The sequence below is a fragment of the Salinicola sp. RZ23 genome (genome assembly GCF_003206675.1).
GTDB lineage: Bacteria > Pseudomonadota > Gammaproteobacteria > Pseudomonadales > Halomonadaceae > Salinicola > Salinicola endophyticus.
This window is the reverse complement of sequence record NZ_PZJK01000017.1, coordinates 153,587-169,307: the sequence shown is the minus strand read 5'-3', so window position 1 is coordinate 169,307 and position 15,721 is coordinate 153,587. Positions and strand designations below refer to the sequence as shown.

The window sequence follows — 15,721 nt, the reverse complement described above, 5'->3', positions numbered from 1 at the left end:
CGCGTACGCGAGCCCGGTCCGTTTTTAGACCGACTTTGCCTTGCCTTCGCTCGCCGAATTTGTAAACACCCTCTCCGGCAGGCCGAGAAAACGCTGAATTCATCAGCCAGCAGCCTCGGTCATGCTGGTGGCAGCGCCCACCCCTCTCAGGATAGCCACTCGACGAGCGCGTGGATACCGTCGCGGACCCGCGCCAGGGCCGCCTCCTCCAGCGGCGCCTCGAGTCGCGCCGGGTCCTGCCCCAGCAGCTGTTCGCCGTCGAAGTCGACATAGGCCAGCCTGGCGCTCAACTGCTCAGGCGCACAGCCGAAGGCCGATCCCGGCAGCAGCGCCACACCGGTCTCCTCGAGCAGGCGGGCGGTGAGCTCGGCACTGGTATGAATGCCGCGTGCCGCGAGCCTGTCACGCTGCGCCTCGAAGTCGGGGAATAGATAGAAGCCGCCGTCCGGGGCGTGGGTGCGAATGCCCGCCGCATTGAGCTCGGCGCTGCACCACTGCCCGATCAGTGAAAGCCAGACGCGCTGACGCCGAAGATAAGCGACGAGCTGCGGCGTGTAGCGGTAGGCGACGCAGGCCGCCTCCTGTACCGGGCTGGCCACGCTCGACCAGGTTTCGGAGGCGATGCCCAGTAGCCGCGCCATCAGCTCCTCGCCCAGCGCCGGCGGTACCTGCATCACACCGAGACGCCAACCGCCGGCACCACACCACTTGGAGAGACCGCTGGTGGTCACCGTGGCCTCGGGATAGTCGCGGGCGAACGCCCGGTGGGCGCCCTGGTGATGCAGCGGGGCGTAGATCTCGTCGGCCAGCACGATGATGCCATGGCGTCGCGCCACCTCGGCCAGCGCCGCCTGATGGTCGGCGTCCGGCGACAGCCCGGTGGGGTTGCCCGGCGCGTTGAGGATCAACAGCCGGAGGCGCGGACCGCCGGCGCGGCAGTGTTCGTCGAGCTGCTGCGGCGAGATCTGCCAGCGCGAGGCGAAGCTCGCTTCCAGCTTGACCGCGGGCTGCCCCGCCAGGCGTGCCTGGGGCGCATAGGAGACCCAGGCCGGCGCCGGAATCAGGATCTCTGCCGCCGGCAGCGCCTTGATCAGGGCAAACAGCAGCAGCTTGCTGCCGGGGCCGATCAGCACCCGCTCCGCCACCCACTCGGTGGCGTCCAGCTCACGGTGGAACGCTGCCACCTGCTCACGCAGCGCCGCCAACCCCTGCACCGGTAGATAAGCCTTACTGGCGGCGTGGATGGAGAGCGCCTCCACCGCCGCTCCGAACACCGGGAACGGCGACTGGCCGAAGCCGAACTTGACGATGCGCTGCCCCTGCGACTCGCGCAGGCGCGACTGCTCGTTGATCAGCAGCGTATCCGATGCCGGGGTGGCGTTGGCATCTTGCCGGTAGGCGGCGGCCAGGCAGTCGGCAGCGAGCCCGGTAGAGGCGGTCATGTGCAGATGGCTCCTATGGATTGAAGGGGGGGGACGTGATGGGGTGGCGCGAAATCGCGGCGCACGCTCACTCCACCTGCCAGCGCGCGATCATGGCTTCGCGACGCCGGATCGAGGCTACCGCATCGGCGCCCATCTCATGGGCCATGCACGCCAGCAGCGTCTCCAGGGTGACGAACAGACTGCCCATGGGGTTGAAGAAGAACGGCCCCTGGGCCTGGGCCACCAGCGTCAGCCCGGCCATCTCGGCCAAGCGTGACGCAGGGTGGTTGGTCAGCGCCAGCAGTCGCGCACCCTGCTCCTGCGCCTGCTGGCAGTAATCCACGCTGACCCGGGTCTCGGGACGGTAGGCAATACCCACCACCAGGTCCCCTTCGCCGAGCTCCCGCGCCAGCTCCAGATTGGTGCCGCCGAGGGAGTCGACCAGACGTACGTCACCGCGCAGATAGCCGAGGTAGTAGGCGAGATAGTGGGCCCCGGCGAAGCAGGCACGCTGTCCGACCACATGGATGCGCCGCGCCTCGATCAGTGCCTGCACCGCCTGCGCCAGGCTCTTTTCGCTCAAGTGCTCCAGCGTCCGGGCCAGGTTGATCGACTCTTCGTCCCACAGCTGCTGTTGCTGCGGGCCCCGGGCCTCGCTCGCGGCGCTGTGGCTCAGATCGAGCAGGCGCTCGGCGCGGGTAGAGTAGAAGGCGCCGCTGGCGGCATCGGCGCGGAACAGCGCCTGCAGCGCCTTGAAGCCGCTCAGCTCCAGGGCGTGGGCCAGGCGGGTCAGGCTGGAGGCGTTGACCCCGTTGCGCTCGGCCAGCCCTGAGATGCTCAGGGTCGCGGCCGGCTCGGGGGCGCCCAGCAGCTGCTCCAGCAGCTTGAGCGCGCCCGGCGTGAGCTTGGGCGCCTGTGCCTCGCCGCGACGTGCGGCAATCGCCAGCGCCTGCAGCGCGGCGATGGAGGTGGGTGGCATCTCGAAACCGGCGGTGGCGGTCATGACCGTCCTCCCTGTAATGAAGTGACGCTAACCCTTGATTTCCTTTTTTGCAAATTTATTTGCAAACCTGCAACGATGCGGGACTCTCCCCGCCGTGATGGAGACACGCTAGGCTGTATCCCGACACGCCATCGTCGGATAGTCCTCACGCGCCAGGGCTCTACACACTCATGGTCCAGGTTGATGATTCGCGCCACCCCACCTTGGGCCTGTCGAGATTTCCCAGGCGAGCCGCGATGAGAGATCTCAACACGACTGACCCAACCCAGGGAGAGACAGCCATGAAAACCCGGTGGATCGCCACCCTCGCGCTGAGCGCTGCCATGTGCATTGGCAGCGCCCAGGCACAGACCACACAAGGCGCCGACCCGGCCAACCCGCTGATCACTGATCGCTGGCAGTTCCGGCCGCTGATCGTGGTCACGCCCGACGCCCAGGCCCCCGCCTACCGCGACCTGCGCCGCCAGTTGGCGGCGACCCAGGCACAGTTCGACGAGCGCGAGATGCTGCTCTATACGGTGGAGGGGGACCAGGGGACACGCCACGGTGTGGCGATGACCCCCTACGAGACCCGCGCACTGATCAACGCACTCGGGGTCGACCCGAGCCGGGGGGTGACCACCATCCTGGTGGGCAAGGATGGCGGCAAGAAAGTGGAGCTTGAGGGCGACGTCAATCTGCAGCAGATCTATGACACCATCGACCGCATGCCGATGCGTCGCGCAGGCAGTTGACCTCTACCGGCGGCGCCCCGGCCAGTGCCGGGGCGCCGCCGCTCTGTCGGCATCACTGCCCGCTCGGGGTCACTGCCAACGGGCGAGCTGGGCCAGATAGTCACGCCGGGCCCGCTGCGGGGTGACCGCCGCGAAGCGCACGCTATCCCCCGGCTGGCACTGCGCCAGCCGAGCACACGCCAGTGGCGACAGCGCCCCCAGCCGGGGGTAGCCGCCCACCGTCTGGCGGTCGTTGAGCAGTACGATCGGTTGGCCATCCGGTGGTACCTGAACCGCGCCCAGGGGGATCCCCTCGGAGATCATGCCGCCCAGTCGGCAGCGCAGCACCGGGCCGGTGAGCCTCACGCCCATGCGGTCGGCACGACTGTCGACCTGCCACGCCCGGTTGAAGGCGTCGAACAGGCTGCTGCCGTCGAAATGCGCGATCTGGGCGCCGGTGACCAGCGCCAGCGGCGCACCGGCCGCGACCGGGTCCGGCGGCGTGTCGAGCCGGCGCGTCCGGCACTCGGCGTGGCGGGCGACCAGACGGTCCCCCTTGGCCAGCGCTCGGCCCTGGCCATCGAGGCCCCCCAGCTGCTCACGCATCACGCTGGCGAGGCTGCCCATCACTGGCGTGGCGGCGACTCCGCCGGGCAGCGCCAGGTAGGCGCGCAGCCCGTGCCGCGGGCGCTCGAACACCAGCTGCTGGCCGGCCTCGATGACGAAGTGGGTGTAGGGCGCGATCGGCGTGTCGTCGAGCCGCGCGCTCAGATCCGCGCCGGCCAGCGCCAGCGTCAACCGCGACTGTGCCTCCAGCGTCAGTCCGCCCACCGCGACCTCCAGCCCCGCCGCGGTGGGCGCATTGCCGAGCAGCCAGTTGGCCCAGCCCAGCGATACCCAGTCGAGCGCACCGCCCTGGGTCACCCCCAGATGGCGCACGCCGAAGCGCCCCTGATCCTGCACCAGCGCCTGGGGCCCGGCCTGGATCACCACCAGCGCGCCACCCGCTGTCTCCTGCGCCATGTGCGCTCCTGTCTGCTGCTCGGCCGTCTGCTGTGCGCTCGCCTGCAGACCGGCTGTGTTGTCCGACCCGGCCATCAGCGCTCCTCCATCGGGGTGACGTCACCGCCCTGATCGATGAAGGTGGCGCGATCGATCGCTTCGAACCGCACCCGGTCCCCGGGCCGGAACAGGCTGATCTCCTCGCGGTCACGGTCGAACAGCTTGACCGCGGTACGCCCGAGGATGTTCCAGCCCCCCGGCGAGCGCATCGGATAGATCGCGGTCTGGCGCTCGGCGATACCGACGCTGCCCGCCGGCACGCGCTGGCGCGGTGTCTCGAGCCGCGGCGTGGCCAGCGTCTCGTCGACCAGCCCCATGAAGGCATAGCCGGGGGCGAAGCCCAGGGCGAAGGCGCAGTAGTCCCGCGCGCAGTGGCGGCGAATCACCTCCTGCGGGGAGATCTCAAGGCGCGCGGCGATGGTCTCCAGCTCGGGGCCGACGCTCGGGTCGTACCACACCGGAATCACGTGCTCGCGTGCTGTGCTCGCCGCCGCCGGCTCCAGGCCGTCGAGGGCCGCCAGGGCCAACGCGCGCGCCTCGGCGTGGGTCAGCCGGGTGACGTCGTAGTGGATCAACAGCGTGGTATAGGAGGGCACCAGATCGATCAGCGCGGCGCCGAAACGCTCGCGCAGGGCGCTGTCGGCGGCCAGGGTCCAGGGCATGTTGGCTTCGTCGATGCGCGAGAACAGGCGCACCATCAGCGCATCCATGGCGACGGTCTCGAGCCGCGGCGTGGGCGCCGGGCTCATGCTTCCTCCAGCGCCTGGAACGCCTCGCGGATCGCCTTGACCGCCGCCACCGACTCGGCGTTGTCGCCATGCACGCAGAGGGTATCCGCGGCCAGCGTCAAGGCGCTGCCATCGCTGGCCGTGAGAGCCTCGCCCCGAGCCAGGGTCACCGCCTGGGCGACGATCGTCTCGCGCGCATGGTGGACAGCGCCGGGCTGGCGCCGCGAGACCAGATGGCCATCGGCGTCGTAGGCGCGGTCGGCGAAGGTCTCGAACCACAGCGTCACGCCCAGCTCTTCCGCCAGCGCCCGCGCCGGCGCGGGGTCCGCGGTGGACATCACCAGCAGCGGCAGCTCGCGGTCGTAGCGCACGATGGCGCCCATCGCCGCGCGCAGCAGCTCGGGGTCGCGGGCCATGTCGTTGTAGAGCGCGCCGTGTGGCTTGACGTAGCTGACCCGCCCGCCCTCGGCCCGACACATGCCCTCCAGGGCACCGATCTGGTAGAGCATCAGGTTCTCCACCTCCGCCGCCGAGCAGGCCAGCGAGCGGCGGCCGAAACCGACCAGATCGGGATAGCCGGGATGCGCGCCGATGCGCACGTCATGGGCGATCGCCAGCGCCACCGTGCGGCGCATGACGTCAGGATCGGAGGCGTGGAAGCCGCAGGCGATATTGGCACAGTCGACGTAGGGCATCGCCTGTTCGTCGAGCCCCAGGGGCCAGTTGCCGAAGCTCTCGCCCATGTCGCAGTTGAGCAGGGGGACGCGCATCGAATCACCTCTTGGCTATCGTCATGACTCGCTGTCGTGACTTGTTGTTATGGCTTGTCGTTATGGCTAGCGGTGATGACTTTGCGTTATCACGCTTGGTAGTGCTGCCTGATGGCACTGTAAGAAAGCGCTCACGTCAGGGTCCAATCGTTTTTCGCGATGTGCAGTATCGGCGCAACCTTTCATGCCCCGGACCTATCGGATGGTTGACGCGCCGATGCCCCTCTCGGTTGACGCCTGCGCCCCGCCGTCCAAGAATCGATCACCTTTTCCGTCTGCTCGAGGGCCCTGCATGTTCGATTTCAAGGAGCTGGAAGCCTTCGTCTGGGTGGTCAGACTGGGCTCTTTTCGCAAGGTCGCCACGCGCCTGCACCTGACCCAACCCTCCATCTCCGACCGCATCACGCGACTGGAGGCGACGGTGGGCGAGTCGCTGCTCGATCGTTCGGCACGGCCGGTACAGCCGACCCTGCGCGGACGCGAGTTCTACGCCCACGCCGAGCGCCTGCTGGAGAGCCGCGAGGAGGCGTTGCGCCTATTCCAGAATCAGGAGGATTTCTCCGGCACGCTGCGTCTGGGGGTGATCGAGACCATCGCCCACAGCTGGTTCAACACTTTCCTGAACCGCCTGGCGGAGCGCCACCCGCAGCTGACCATCGAACTGACCGTGGATATCTCGCCGTTCCTGCAGCAGCGCCTGGCCGACAACGACCTCGACATGATCTTCGCCATGGATGGCGTGGCGCCCAACCTGGCGGTGGAGCAGCTGCCGCTGGCGACCTACGAGATGGGCCTGTTCGTCGCCCCGCAGCACCGCGCGGCGCTGGAGGGCGGCGGCAACGCGGCGCTGGCGCGCTTCCCCTTCGTCTCGTTCAGCAAGCTCGCCCGCCCCTATGGCGAACTAGTGACCTATCTCGCCGAGCAGGGCCTCGAGGACCCCAAGATCCACTGCTCGACCACGCTGATGACCATCGTGCGCATGAGTGTCGACGGTGTCGGCATCGGGTCGCTGCCGGTGGCCACCGTGGCCGATGCCTGCGCCCGCGGCGAGCTGCTGCGGCTGGCGCTGCCGAGCCCGCTGCCGGCGATGTACTACGACGCCACCTGGCGCACCAGCAACTATCCGAGCTTCTGTCGCCGGGTGTCGCAGCTGGCCCAGGCCTGCGCCGCCGACTACTTCCGGGCGGACGCCGAGCAGCCAGAGACGCCGCTGCCAGGGGTGAAAGTCTGGACCGATACTGCGGATAAGAATTAACGATTTGACGCCATCGGCGGCCTGCTTGAAGAATGATTCAGATGTCGTTCATTCAATAATAATCAGGACCGTCTCATGCCCAATCGCGTCTTTTCCCTCTGCATGCTGGCCGCCGTCGGCGCCCTGAGCCTCTCCACGCCGGCCTTCGCCGAGCAGTGGAACCTCGCCACGCCGTACGGCGATGCCAGCTTCCACACCCAGAACACCAAGGCGTTCGCCGAGGATGTCGCCGCGGCCACCGACGGCAAGCTGACCATCAATGTCCACAGTGGCGGCTCGCTGATCAGTCATGCCGAGATCAAGCCGTCGGTGCGCCGCGGTACAGTGCAGGCGGGCGAGGTGTTCCTCTCCATTCTCTCCAACGAGTCGCCGATCTACGAAGTCGATACCCTGCCCGGCCTGGCCACCAGCTACCAGGACGCCTTCGATCTGTGGCAGGCGTCCAAGCCGATCATCACCGAGCTGTTCGCCAAGGAGGGGCTGATGCCGCTCTACGCGGTGCCGTGGCCGGCCCAGGGGATCTATACCGATTTCACCCTGACCGACGCGTCGCAGTTCCAGGGCCTGCGCGTGCGTGCGCCCAACATCAACACCCAGCGCTTCGTCGAGAACCTCGGCGGCATTCCCACCCAGACCGAAGAGGCGGACATCCCCACCGCCTTCAGCACCGGCCGTGTCGATGCGATGATCACCTCGGTCTCCACCGGTAACTCGATGTCGGCGTGGGACTATGTCTCGAACTACAACGACGCCAAGCTGTGGCTGCCCAAGAACATCGTGTTCGTCAACAAGCGCGCCTTCGACCGCCTCGACGCGGACACCCGCCAGGCCGTGCTCGACGCCGCTGCCAAGGCGGAGCAGCGCGGGTGGCAGATGAGCAAGGCGGATGCCGCCAAGAGCGCCAAGGCGCTGGAGGCCCACGGCATCACCATCAGCCAGCCCAGCGCCGAGCTCCAGCAGCAGCTCAAGGCCGCCGGTCAGAAGCTGTTCGAGGATTGGCAGGCCCGCGCCGGCGACCAGGCCAAGGAGCTGGTGACACGCTATCGCGAGCGCCAGGCCCAGCAGTCCCAGTAAGCCTCCCACAGGACCGCCCGCGCGGCGGTCCTTGCCGGGCCCATCCGCCGTTGGGCCCTCGTTACCTACCGCCACTCCGTGAGCTAGCGCGATGACGTTCCGACTCGACCCCCTCTACCGCCTCGGCGCCTGGGGCGCCGCCGCCTGCATGCTGTCGATCTGTGCCCTGGTCACCCTGCAGGTGCTACTGCGCTGCCTGGATGCCCTGCTCAAGGCCGTCGGCGCCAGCCGTCTGGGCCTGGAGATCAGCGGCGTCTCCGAGATCGCCGCCTACCTGCTGGTCGGCGCGACCTTCCTGAGCCTGGCCTATACCTTCACCCACCATGCACACATCCGCGTCACCCTGCTGATCGGGCGCCTGCCGCCGGCTCTGAGGGTGTGGTTCGAGGCAGCCTGCCTGGCCATCTCGCTGGCGCTGAGCGTCCTGCTGGTTTGGCAGCTGATCGGCCTGGTGCGGGAGAGTCTCGACTACGGCGACGTCTCCTCTGGGCTGATGGCGATCCCGCTGTGGATCCCGCAGAGCGTGCTGGTGAGCGGCATCGCGCTGCTCTGTCTGGCGCTGGCCGAAGCGCTGCTGGCGACACTGCGCCAGGCTGTGACCGCCCCGTCTGCCTACGTGGCGCCGGGCGACGACGCCCACGGCGGGGAGTGACACGCGATGCCGCGCAGCCTTACCGCCACCTCTCCGTTCGCTGACTTCGAGGGCCTCGCATGCTGACGCTCAGCCTCGCCACCCTGTTCACCCTGGCGCTGCTGCTCGGCGGCGGCGTCTGGATCGCCTTCGCCCTGCTCGGTACCGGCTGGCTGGCCCTCACCGGCTTCTCCAGTTTCGAGGTCGGGCCGATTCTCGCCTCGGACTTCTGGGGCGCCAGCTACGGCTGGGACCTGACCGCGCTGCCGATGTTCGTGTGGATGGGCGAGATCCTGTTTCGCTCGGGGCTCGCCGATAACATGTTCCGCGCGCTGTCGCCCTGGCTCAACCGGCTGCCGGGCCGGCTCTTGCATGCCAACATCATCGGCAGCGGCCTGTTCGCCGCGGTGTGCGGCTCTTCCGCCGCCACCTGCGCCACGGTCGGCAAGATGACCCTGCCGGAGCTTGAGCGCCGCGGCTACAGCGAGACCCTGGCGCTAGGCACGCTCGCCAGCGCCTCGACGCTGGGCCTGCTGATCCCGCCCTCGATCATGATGATCGTCTACGGCGTGGTCACCGAGCAGTCGATCTCGCGGCTGTTCATGGCCGGCATCGGCCCGGGGCTACTGCTGCTGGCGCTGTTCATGCTCTATCTGGTGGTGTGGTCGCTCAGTGCCGGGCGCCGCGGTGGCGCTGGCCACGCCGAGCCATCGATGCCGCTGGGCGAAAAGCTGCGCAACAGCTGGCGCCTGCTGCCGCTGCTGGCGCTGATCGGCGGGATTCTCGGCAGCATCTACGGCGGTGTCGCCTCGCCCACCGAGGCTGCGGCGGTGGGCGTGGTGCTGTCGATGCTGATAGCACGGCTCAACGGCCACTTCGACCGGCATATCTTCCTCGAATCGATGTTCGCCGGGCTGCGCACCTCGTGCATGATCGCTTTCATCATCGCCGGCGCCTCCTTCCTCTCCTCGGCGATGAGCTTCACCCAGTTGCCCACGCAGCTGGCCACCGCCATCGCCGACATGGGGCTCTCGCCCAATCTGCTGCTGGTGGTGCTGACGCTGTTCCTGCTGGTGCTGGGCTGCTTCCTCGACGGGATCTCGCTGATCCTGCTGGTGACCGCGATCATCATGCCGCTGATCAATGCCGCCGGCATCGACCCGATCTGGTTCGGCATCTATCTGGTGATCGTGGTGGAGATCTCGCAGATCACGCCGCCGGTGGGCTTCAACCTGTTCGTGATCCAGGGGCTGACCGGCAAGAACATCTTCACCATCGCCAAGGCGACGCTGCCGTTCTTTCTGCTGATGCTGCTGGCGATTCTGCTGCTGCGGCTGTTCCCGGAGATCGTGCTCTATCTGCCCCAGGCAATGAATCGCTGAGCGCCTTGCCGGCCTCAGAGGGTGTTTACAAAATGCCTGCGCTCGACGATACGGCGTTGAAATCGACCTCAAAGTACTCATTTACACCCCGTAAACTCAGTCTTTTCGGCCAATTTCGCCTTGTCTCGCCTTCGCTCGTCGATTTTGTAAACACCCTCTCAGAAAGCCACTCACTAGCAAAAAGCAAAACGCCCCCTGCNNGCCGCAGGGGGCGTTATCGTCTTGCGTCCCGCGGCAGGCTGTCTCCGCCCCGCCGGGTGAGCTACTCGGTGAAATCGTCGACCGGATGGCGATACCCCAGCATCAGGGCATCGGCAACGTGACGGAAGGGACTGACATCGACATCCGACTGGCCGCGGCCGATCAGCCCGGCGAAGCGCTCGTAGAGTCCGGCGTACTCGGCGTCCGGGCCCTCTTCCCTCAGCTCGCCGTCGACCCGCATGCGGCTACCGCCGGCCTCGAGGGTGAGGCGACCGTCATCGGTCTCGACATGGATCTCCCAGATCGGTGGCGTGCCGACCTGACGGAAGTCGAACTCGGCGTGAATCGGCACCTTGAGCCCGTCGACGAAATCGAGCGAGGCCGCAATCGGGGTCTGGCAGTTGCCCGGTACCTGCAACTGGGCATCGATCAGATGAAAAGGCCGCGGCAGAATGGCGGTGGCGATCGACAGCGCATTGATGCCGGGATCGAACACACCCATGCCGCCCGGCTGCCAGATCCACGCCTGGCCGGGATGCCACTCGCGCACATCCTCTTTCCAGACGATATCGACCCGCTGGATCTTGCGCGTCGACAGCCAGCGCCGCGCCGGGGCGACGCAGTGGGCATGGCGCGAGTGCCAGCTGGCGAACAGGGTGACGCCGCTACGCGCGGCATCCTCGCGCAGCGTCTCGATCTCGGCCAGGGTCGCCCCGGGCGGCTTCTCGAGCATCACGTGCTTGCCGTGGGACATGGCCAGCCGGGCCTGGGCGGTGCGCACGCCGGCCGGGGTACACAGGGCGACGGCGTCGACTGTCGGCCCCTCCTTGAGCAGCGCTTCCAGAGTCTCGAAATGCGCCACCCCGGGCACGGCGGCATTGCGGCTGGCGACCGCGCTCAGCCGATAGGCAGGGTTGGCATCAATGGCAGGGTGATGCTGATCGCGGGCGATCTTGCCGTAGCCGACGATGGCGAGACGAATGGTATCCATGGCGTGAAACTCTCCCGCTGACGTGATGCGTGGACGATACGCAGCGCGCCCGACGCCGGCGCGCCACTCTGCCGGGCCAGGCCTGGCCCGAACGCAATCTGACATGACAGTTGCCACGCGTCACCTTGGTGACGGGCCGGCGCTGCCGATCATGACATCCCCGGCCATCCGCTCCAATCCCCTCTTGGTGGCGGCCCTGGCGGGGGTGAAAGACAGACGAATCATCGCGGTGTCGGCGGCGCTCACTCGATCCGCTGCAGGAAGGCGGTGCCCCCGAGCTGGCGCATCTGACGCTGGATCCAGGCCGAGCGCTTGAGCACATAGGGCGAGGGCCGCGAGGCGCTCCAGCCGCGCGGGTTGGGCAGGATCGCCGCCAGCCGGCTGGCCTGGGTGACATTCAGATTGGCGGCGGAGGTGCCGAAATAGTGCTCGGCGGCGGCTTGCAGGCCGAACACCCCGGTATCCCACTCGGCGATATTGAGATAGACCTCGAGAATGCGCTGCTTGGGCCACAGCGCCTCGAGCAGCAGCGTGAACCACGCCTCCAGCCCCTTGCGCACCCAGCTGCGCCCGGTCCACAGGAACAGGTTGCGCGCGGTCTGCTGGCTGATGGTGCTGGCACCGCGCAGATCGCCGCCATCCGACCACGAGGTGAGCGCGCGGCGAATCTGGTCGGTATCGAAGCCCCAATGCTCCGGGAAGCGTTGATCCTCTCCCGCCATCACCGCCAGCTTGGCGTTGTCGGAGAGCCGCGACCACGGGGTCCACTGCTGATGGATCTCGAGATTGTCGCCGTGCAGCCAGGCCCCCACCTTGCGCTCGACCATCACCATCGAGCCGAACACCGGCACGAAACGGAACACCAGCACGAGGAACACCGATAGGCCGACGAAAGCGGCAATGGCGATGAAGAAGTAGCGCAACAGCTTGCGGGGCCAGCCTGTCTGCATGCCTCGGGCTCACGTCGGTCAGGGGCGCACAGTATAACAACGTGTGGCTGGCGCAGGGGGGCGGCGGCGCTTTATCGTGGAGCCGCATCCGCCAAGAGGAGTAGCCGCATGCCGATCGACGCCTTCATCCGCCGTCTCGAGCGCCTGGATGCCGAGCCCGACGCACCGCTGAGCGAGCGCCGCGAGGCTTATGAGCGTCTGCATCGCCAGCATCGTCCGCCCGATCCGGCGGGGCTGCGGTTCGAGGATACGTACATCGCGGGGGTGGCGGTGCGCCGCTTCAGGCCACAGGGGGCGGAGAGCGGCTGCGTCGTCTATCTCCACGGGGGCGGCTGGAACCTGGGTTCGGTGGAGAGCCACCACGGCATCACCGCCGACCTGGCCGCGCGCCTCGGCCGTGAGGTGGTGAGCGTGGATTACCGCCGCGTGCCCGAGGCCAGCTACGCGGCGGCGCTCGAAGAGTGTGCCGCGGTGGTCACCGCCTGCGCGCCCCTGGCGGTGGTCGGCGACAGTGCCGGCGGGCGCCTGGCGATCGATGTTGCCCATCACGGCTGGCAGGGACCGCTGGGACTGATCTATCCGGTGGTGGGCGTGCCCACGCCGGAGACGCTGGGCGACGATGCCCCGCTGCTGTCACGGGCAGATATTCTAGCGTTGTGGCAGAGCGTGGCCGACGACGTGCCGGCCATCCCCGGCGAACGCCCGCCGACACCCGCCATCGAGGTGCTGGCGGTGGCGCGCGACCCGCTCACCCGGCCGCTGGAGGCGGCGGTCGAGGCGTGGCGCCACGCCGGCGCCGACGTGGGCTATCGCTGCGCACCGCAGATGGTGCACTCGGCGCTGCACGGCCACGCCGAGCTGCCGGCGATGCGGGAGTCCTGGCAGGCGTTCTGCCAAGCGCTGGTCAGGCGCATCGCCTGAACGCGCATACCCGTTCGCGAACGCGACTCAGTTCGCGAACTCAGCCTTGACCGCGTCGATCGCCGGCTTGCCGTTCTTGGCGGTGACACCTTCGAGCCACTTGGCCACGGTCGCCTCATGACCGTGAATCCACTCGCTGGCCACCTCGTCTGCGGGGCGCTCCTCGTGGCTGTACTGGTAGACCCAGTCGTTCTGGTCGGCGATATCGACCCGGTACTGGGAGAAGAAGCGATAGAGATTGGCGTCCTGCTGCTTCAGGTCGCCCGGCACCAGGGTCCAGACCGTGCTGACGATATCGGCGACACCGCTGTCGTCGGCATCCTTCAGGTAGTAGAGGTCGTAGTTGACGTTCATCCAGTGCGGCTCCCAGCCGACGAACGTCACCCACTCATGATCGGCGATCTTCTGCCCGGCATAGGCCAGCATCGCCGCGGTGGAGCTCTCCTGCAACTGCCAGTCGCCGAGGCCGGCCTTGTTCTCGGCGATCGCCTTCAGAATGGCATCGTTGATGCCGGTACCCGCTTCGATACCCTGGATCTTGCCATCGAAGCGGTCACGGTAGCGGTTGAGATCGGCCACGCTGTCGACCCCCGCCTCATGGACGTATGAGGGCACCACCAGCCCCGAGGTCGCGTTGCTGATATTGGCCGCGGCGTGGGCCAGGCGCCCCGAATCGAGCAACGGTTCGGTCATCTCCTGCTGCACCGGATACCAGTTGCCCAGGTAGGCATCCAGTTGGCCATTGGCCAGCCCGTTGAGGATGACCCCCACCGCCAGCTCCTTCTGTTCGGTGTGGTAGCCCATGGCGTCGAGCAGCTGAGCGGCGATTTCGGTCTTGACCGTGACCCCGGGCCAGGGCGAGACGCCGAAACGCACCTGGTCGAGATCGGCGTGGGCCGGGCCGGCGGTGAGCAGCGCCAAGGGCAGCAGGGAAAACAGACGTAGCGATCGATGGTCATTCATGGTGGGTCCGAGAGGGTTGCCAGAGACCCCCTTACTCTGCGCCCCTGCAAGCCGAGAACTTCACACGATGAGACAAAAAGTTGGCACGAAACGTCATGAATAGGCGGTCGGCTCCGGAAACTGTCGGTATAGTGCCCAGCGACCGAGATCGCGGATCTTGTAATCGACCGGATCATGCAGGGTGTGCGTGCGCGCGTTGCGCCAGAAACGGTCGTAACCGAAGCGCCGCTGGGTGCCCCTGGCGCCGGTCATGTCGAATAGCCGGTTAGTGATCTCCAGTACCGCCTGGTGTGCGGCGACCTTGGCTTCGGCAACGGCGATCGCGGTCTCGCCGCGCGCTGCGGCGGTGATCTCGCTGCCCTGCGCGAAGTGGCGCTGGACGACATCGCCGGCGATATCCGCGAGCACCTGCGCCCCGCGCAGCTTCACCCACAGCTCACCGGCATGGCGCTGAAGGAACGGGTCATCGCCGGCCCGTTCCACGCCGGAGGCCAACCAGGGTCTGGCCTCGTCCCGGGTGTAGCGACGCGCCTCCTCGAACGCGCCCTCGGCGATACCGAGGTAAAGATTGACCAGCACCAGTTGAGCCAGGCAAGTGCGGAATGGCACCACCGGCGCCCCGGGGGCGCCGGGCGCGATCAACACCTCCTCCGGCTCGACCACGACCGAGTCGAAGGTCACCGTGCCACTGTCCGTCTGACGCTGGCCCATGGCATCCCAGTCGTCGTGCACGGTAATGCCGCGGCGCTGGGTCGGAATGGCCGCCACCACCAGACTCCGACTGGCCTCGTGCCAGGCGGACGCGAGCAGATAGTCCGACCCCAACGCGCCCGAACAGAAGCCCTTGTCCCCGGTGAAGACCCAGCCCCCGCGCTCTCGGTCCAGGGCCCGCGTGCGCTTGTCGAGCGGATTGAGTGTGTTACCCCAGAACCAGTTCTTCTGCGCAGTACCCACGAGCAGCTTCGCGCGTTGCGCCTCGGACCCGTAGAGGATCACCGAGCCTACCTGGAGGTGATGGAAGGCGAGAAGATGCGCCAAGGCCGAGTCGGCCTGCGCGATTCGCCGCACGACGCGATAGATCAGCGACCAGGGAGCCCCCACGCCGCCCGCCCAGGCCGGCACGGAGAGCTGCAGCAATCCATGCTCGCGCAGCAGCTCACGCTCGCTGGCCGCATGCCCTCCCTCGCGGTCTCGTGCGACCGCCGTTGTCGCGAGCGTGCTGGCGACTGCATCGGCCACCGCCAGCCAGTGGCGAGCGTCATCGTGAGGCGTCTCGTAGCCGCTCATGGCATCGACAAGGGAAGCAGTGCTATCTGACATATCGGAAGAGATCCCTGGCATGAGGTGGAAACCTTGTCCCGAGAGCGCATGATTCGACACGACGGAATCGATCGACGCCCGCGGGTCCTTGGCACGGGAAGTGAAGAGGAGTGGGCGTACGATTACAGCCGTCGAGAGGGAAGACAAATCAGTTTTTGGGATGAGTAAATCAGCGGCGGCAGAGGCGATGACTTCCCTCTCATCTCCAGCACGCCTACTGGCCTCATCCGACGACGACCCGACCGAGTACCCTGGGCGTGACGACTCGCGACGTCTCGCTTTCACGCCGCCGCCGGGCTTTTTCGACAGGGAAACTCGATGCCGCCGGCGAGG

15 protein-coding genes are annotated in these 15,721 nt (G+C 67.5%); 6 read left to right on the top strand and 9 right to left on the bottom strand.

Translation table 11 applies throughout. The annotated features are described in order from the left end of the window. Positions 1 to 146: 146 nt before the first annotated feature. Both DOM67_RS17695 and DOM67_RS17690 read right to left on the bottom strand, forming a co-directional pair. Positions 147 to 1,442, bottom strand: a complete 1,296-nt coding sequence (locus DOM67_RS17695; RefSeq protein ID WP_110678359.1) for an aminotransferase class I/II-fold pyridoxal phosphate-dependent enzyme — start codon at positions 1,440 to 1,442, stop codon at positions 147 to 149. 67 nt (positions 1,443 to 1,509) lie between these two features. Further along, positions 1,510 to 2,427 (bottom strand): MurR/RpiR family transcriptional regulator, encoded by a 918-nt coding sequence (locus DOM67_RS17690; protein ID WP_110678357.1) that lies wholly within the window; start codon positions 2,425 to 2,427, stop codon positions 1,510 to 1,512. A 281-nt stretch (positions 2,428 to 2,708) separates the two neighbouring features. Between DOM67_RS17690 and DOM67_RS17685 the strand changes: the two genes are divergently transcribed. Then, positions 2,709 to 3,161 carry a DUF4174 domain-containing protein gene (locus DOM67_RS17685; RefSeq protein ID WP_232825306.1) on the top strand — a complete coding sequence of 151 codons (453 nt, stop codon included), beginning with the start codon at positions 2,709 to 2,711 and terminating at the stop codon, positions 3,159 to 3,161. Between the two features lie 69 nt (positions 3,162 to 3,230). On the opposite strand, the gene DOM67_RS17680 is transcribed toward DOM67_RS17685, so the two are convergent. The 3 genes from DOM67_RS17680 to DOM67_RS17670 all read right to left on the bottom strand — a co-directional run bounded on the left by DOM67_RS17680 (position 3,231) and on the right by DOM67_RS17670 (position 5,700). Then, entirely contained in the window at positions 3,231 to 4,163 is a 933-nt protein-coding gene (locus DOM67_RS17680) for a biotin-dependent carboxyltransferase family protein (RefSeq protein WP_110678420.1), read from the bottom strand. A gap of 74 nt (positions 4,164 to 4,237) precedes the next feature. Next, positions 4,238 to 4,951 (bottom strand): 5-oxoprolinase subunit PxpB, encoded by a 714-nt coding sequence (gene pxpB, locus DOM67_RS17675; protein WP_110678355.1) that lies wholly within the window; start codon positions 4,949 to 4,951, stop codon positions 4,238 to 4,240. After that, positions 4,948 to 5,700 carry a 5-oxoprolinase subunit PxpA gene (locus DOM67_RS17670; RefSeq protein WP_110678353.1) on the bottom strand — a complete coding sequence of 251 codons (753 nt, stop codon included), beginning with the start codon at positions 5,698 to 5,700 and terminating at the stop codon, positions 4,948 to 4,950. The genes pxpB and DOM67_RS17670 overlap by 4 nt, the downstream gene beginning before the upstream one ends. A 292-nt stretch (positions 5,701 to 5,992) precedes the next feature. Here DOM67_RS17670 and DOM67_RS17665 point away from each other — a divergent pair, with 292 nt between their 5' ends. The 4 genes from DOM67_RS17665 to DOM67_RS17650 all read left to right on the top strand — a co-directional run bounded on the left by DOM67_RS17665 (position 5,993) and on the right by DOM67_RS17650 (position 10,042). Next, a complete protein-coding gene (locus DOM67_RS17665; protein ID WP_110678351.1) occupies positions 5,993 to 6,955 on the top strand; it encodes a LysR family transcriptional regulator in 963 nt (320 codons plus the stop codon). A gap of 75 nt (positions 6,956 to 7,030) precedes the next feature. Continuing rightward, positions 7,031 to 8,029 (top strand): TRAP transporter substrate-binding protein, encoded by a 999-nt coding sequence (locus tag DOM67_RS17660; RefSeq protein WP_110678349.1) that lies wholly within the window; start codon positions 7,031 to 7,033, stop codon positions 8,027 to 8,029. Between the two features lie 91 nt (positions 8,030 to 8,120). Beyond that, positions 8,121 to 8,681 (top strand): TRAP transporter small permease, encoded by a 561-nt coding sequence (locus DOM67_RS17655; protein ID WP_110678347.1) that lies wholly within the window; start codon positions 8,121 to 8,123, stop codon positions 8,679 to 8,681. Positions 8,682 to 8,740: 59 nt separating this feature from the next. Continuing rightward, the gene (locus DOM67_RS17650; protein WP_110678345.1) at positions 8,741 to 10,042 is read left to right on the top strand and encodes a TRAP transporter large permease subunit; all 1,302 of its coding nucleotides are present in this window, start codon (positions 8,741 to 8,743) and stop codon (positions 10,040 to 10,042) included. A 262-nt stretch (positions 10,043 to 10,304) separates the two neighbouring features. Here DOM67_RS17650 and DOM67_RS17645 read toward each other — a convergent pair whose 3' ends face one another. Then, positions 10,305 to 11,234, bottom strand: coding sequence for a Gfo/Idh/MocA family oxidoreductase (locus DOM67_RS17645; protein ID WP_110678343.1), 930 nt, complete (start codon positions 11,232 to 11,234; stop codon positions 10,305 to 10,307). 242 nt (positions 11,235 to 11,476) lie between these two features. Then, on the bottom strand, positions 11,477 to 12,184 hold the full coding sequence (mtgA, locus tag DOM67_RS17640; protein WP_110678341.1) for a monofunctional biosynthetic peptidoglycan transglycosylase: 708 nt from the start codon (positions 12,182 to 12,184) through the stop codon (positions 11,477 to 11,479). A gap of 108 nt (positions 12,185 to 12,292) precedes the next feature. Between mtgA and DOM67_RS17635 the strand changes: the two genes are divergently transcribed. Continuing rightward, complete coding sequence (locus DOM67_RS17635; protein ID WP_110678339.1) at positions 12,293 to 13,105, top strand: alpha/beta hydrolase fold domain-containing protein; 813 nt, start codon at positions 12,293 to 12,295, stop codon at positions 13,103 to 13,105. A 27-nt stretch (positions 13,106 to 13,132) separates the two neighbouring features. On the opposite strand, the gene DOM67_RS17630 is transcribed toward DOM67_RS17635, so the two are convergent. Both DOM67_RS17630 and DOM67_RS17625 read right to left on the bottom strand, forming a co-directional pair. After that, positions 13,133 to 14,068: an ABC transporter substrate-binding protein gene (locus DOM67_RS17630; RefSeq protein WP_110678337.1), complete on the bottom strand. Its 936-nt coding sequence runs from the start codon at positions 14,066 to 14,068 to the stop codon at positions 13,133 to 13,135. A gap of 93 nt (positions 14,069 to 14,161) precedes the next feature. After that, positions 14,162 to 15,388 (bottom strand): acyl-CoA dehydrogenase family protein, encoded by a 1,227-nt coding sequence (locus tag DOM67_RS17625; RefSeq protein ID WP_198651854.1) that lies wholly within the window; start codon positions 15,386 to 15,388, stop codon positions 14,162 to 14,164. Positions 15,389 to 15,721: the final 333 nt, after the last annotated feature.